The organism is Enterobacter sp. 22452, assembly GCF_052045065.1.
In the GTDB taxonomy this organism is placed as follows: domain Bacteria; phylum Pseudomonadota; class Gammaproteobacteria; order Enterobacterales; family Enterobacteriaceae; genus Enterobacter; species Enterobacter mori.
Genome location: NZ_JBQEOB010000034.1, coordinates 1 through 305, shown reverse-complemented (window position 1 = coordinate 305; position 305 = coordinate 1). Strand labels below are relative to the sequence as shown.

1 protein-coding gene is annotated in these 305 nt (G+C 65.6%); it reads left to right on the top strand.

The window, feature by feature from the left end:
* Positions 1 to 305 (top strand): integrase core domain-containing protein (locus ACTJJA_RS23960; RefSeq protein ID WP_440669346.1); only part of this gene is annotated, 305 nt, incomplete at both ends.

The window sequence follows — 305 nt, the reverse complement described above, 5'->3', positions numbered from 1 at the left end:
ACGATGGATAACGGCTCACCGTGGGGAGACACCACCGGCACCTGGACGGCGCTGGAGCTGTGGCTGATGCGTCTGGGTATCCGGGTGGGGCACTCCCGGCCGTATCATCCGCAGACGCAGGGCAAGCTGGAGCGTTTTCACCGCAGCCTGAAGGCGGAGGTGCTGCAGGGGAAGTGGTTCGCGAGCGAGGGTGAGCTGCAGCGCGCCTTCGACCACTGGCGGACGGTCTATAACCTTGAACGCCCGCACGAGGCGCTTGATATGGCGGTACCGGGCTCGCGGTATCAGCCGTCAGTGCGGCAGTA